Annotated in this window: 3 protein-coding genes; 1 reads left to right on the top strand and 2 read right to left on the bottom strand. The window is 56.2% G+C overall.

Features of this window, described 5'->3' with window-relative positions; translation table 11 throughout:
* The first annotated feature begins 368 nt into the window (after positions 1-368).
* Positions 369-704, top strand: coding sequence for a hypothetical protein (locus tag ACOVRA_RS06480; RefSeq protein WP_421719575.1), 336 nt, complete (start codon positions 369-371; stop codon positions 702-704).
* Positions 705-1,107: 403 nt separating this feature from the next.
* On the opposite strand, the gene ACOVRA_RS06475 is transcribed toward ACOVRA_RS06480, so the two are convergent.
* Together ACOVRA_RS06475 and ACOVRA_RS06470 are read right to left on the bottom strand one after the other, a co-directional pair.
* Positions 1,108-1,707 carry a GNAT family N-acetyltransferase gene (locus ACOVRA_RS06475; RefSeq protein ID WP_421719574.1) on the bottom strand — a complete coding sequence of 200 codons (600 nt, stop codon included), beginning with the start codon at positions 1,705-1,707 and terminating at the stop codon, positions 1,108-1,110.
* 24 nt (positions 1,708-1,731) lie between these two features.
* A partial coding sequence (locus ACOVRA_RS06470; RefSeq protein WP_421719573.1) for a M16 family metallopeptidase occupies positions 1,732-2,423 on the bottom strand: 692 nt, incomplete at its 5' end.

Below are 2,423 nucleotides of genomic sequence, written 5' to 3'. Positions count from 1 at the left end.
AACTGAAAAAGCACTTGCAAAAACCAGGGCGTCCACACACGCCTTTGCCGCAGGCCCTGCCTAGGCAAAGGCTGTGCTCGAGTTTGAGCGCGCAAGATGGAGCGTCAAAAGGCGCGCTTCGCGCGTCGACGAGGTCGATTTCACCCCTTGACGCCCCAGCTTGCGCAGGAAGAATTGTCGGGCGGGGCAAGCGGAGCGCGGCCTGAAGCCGTTCTAAGTGATTTGGCTCATCATTGACGATCTCAGGAATTGCTTGACCATGGTGCAGAGCGGATTGCTTCAAATGGGGGCCGGTATTTATGGCTGATAGAAATTTTTGCGTGAAATTACTGACATTTTTCCCGATTCTATTGCTAATTGGATGTCAAATGGAATCCAAAGTTGAAGTCGTTCAAGAAAAGAATGGCGTGATTCAGGTCGCGACTTCAGTGCGCGGGAACAAAAGCCCCTGTGTAAAATACGTTTACATTTATCATGTCTTCGAAGGAAAGATGATCACGGATTGGCAAATTTTTCTCAACGAAGGCCGGATGGATTTCTGCATCAACCAATTTACTTACCCAAACGTGCCTCCCCATTATAGTTTGGCGGGAAATCCAAGACCACTCAAAGAAGCGCACATTTATAAAGTGAGTGTTACCGGGGTGGGTTTCGTGGGAGAGGAAGAATTCACGCGGATAAAGTTACCGCCAAAAACGCCTTGAAAATGGCTTCTAAAAATTTGCTTCTTTGCAAGCCTGCATGAACCCAAAAAACTTGTTTGCCCAGTTAACGCCCGCAATCCGGCGTTATGGAAAACAATTGTCTGCTTCCGAAGAACTTACACCCCAAACCCGCCCGTCCCCTTCCGGCCAAAAGTCGCCATCTCGTGACCATCAGCATTGAACCTAACCGCCAATGGCGCAGGCCTTTCTCACTTCGACAGCCCCTGCCCCAGCCTCTGCCCACGCAAAGGCCGCGCTCAAACTAGAGCGCGCAAAATCGGGTGGGATCGGCCTTGAGGGATCGCGCAACACGAGTTGCGCTTTTGCCCGCGTAAAGATGCGCAACTCGTGTTGCGCGATCCTTTCAATTCGTGACGGAACAGACCCGACCGCGCGAGGCGCATTAGACCTTCAACAGGCCTTCATGAAACTCATTGGCGAGAATGGCATAGAGGACATGGTCTTTCCATTCGCCATTGATCTTCAGATATTGTCGGGCCAGTCCCTCTTCCTGAAAGCCGATGCTTTCTAGGAGCCCGCGCGAACGGAAATTGGTGGGGACGCAGGCCGCCTGCACGCGGTGTAGACCGAGCGGTCCAAAAGCATAAGCGACAACGGCGCGGACCGCCGCGCGGGTAAAGCCTTGGCGGGCAAAGGGTTGGCCGACCCAATAGCCAATCGTGCAATCTTGCGCGACGCCACGGCGGATGTTGGAGATATTCACCCCGCCGACCAAAGCATCATCGCTGGTCCGAAACACCAAGAAGGGCGATGCCAGCCCCAGCTTCACATCATGACGCCAGCCTTGCAGGCGCCACAAATAGCAAGCGCGCGACAATTCATCGAACCGCCATTCAGGCTCCCAAGGCACCAACCAAGTTTCACTCGCCGCCCGCAAATCTGCCCAAGCCTGATAATCGCCCTTTTGCGCTTCACGCAAATAGACGCCTTCGCCTTCAAGGCGCAGCTTGCTTTCAGTTGGATTGACCAGATTGAGAAACACCCAGTTTCGGTCCTTTTGAGCGGTTTAAGCGAAGTTTGCCGTGAAAAGGGGTGCGGCGGCAAGCCCTGCTGCTGGCCCAATCGCTGCTGCGGCGGCAAAACCTTGTTCAGCAGCAGCAATTGCATCCCGCGCGGCCTGTTGGACGGCACTTGCTTCCACTCGGCGGACCCGAGCGGACACGTCGGCCAAGGGCAGAGGACGGCCATAGAGCAAGGTCTGGCTGACGGCGGCTTCACAGCGTGCGGCGGGGCTTTCTGCGGCCATCATCATGCTGGCTTCGAGAATGCGAACCGCGCGTTTGAGTTCGAGGGGCGTTGGACCATGCTCGGCCATTTGTACCAAATGGTCGGCGGTGCGGCGTGCGACGTCGGCGGCGTCAGCGGGTCCGCAGCCGACAGATACGCAAATGCGGCCTGCATCCTCATAGAGGTCGCAGAAGGCCTCTACGGAATAGACGAGGCCGCGCGTCTCGCGCAGGTCTTGGAACAGACGCGATGCCATGCCGCCGCCCAAAATCTCGCACATGACACGCGCCGCGATTGCCTCATCGCTGCCCAAACGTGGGCCGGGCAAAGAGAAAGTCAGATGGACTTGTTCGGCGTCGCGTACTTCGCTTAATGCCCGGCCACCGACTTTGGCCGGCACGGAGGGCGCAGCCTCAAACGGGGCAAGACCACCAAAGGCACGCTCAACTTGGTCTTCGATCTCGGCCTCAT

It is taken from the genome of Aquidulcibacter sp. (assembly GCF_049239865.1).
Classification (GTDB): Bacteria; Pseudomonadota; Alphaproteobacteria; order Caulobacterales; family Aquidulcibacteraceae; genus Aquidulcibacter.
This window is presented reverse-complemented; position numbering and strand designations above follow the sequence as displayed.

Bases quoted from the DNA above. Each gene is read 5' to 3' on its own strand.
- ACOVRA_RS06480 (WP_421719575.1), top strand. From the start codon at position 369: ATGGAATCCAAAGTTGAAGTCGTTCAAGAAAAGAATGGCGTGATTCAG.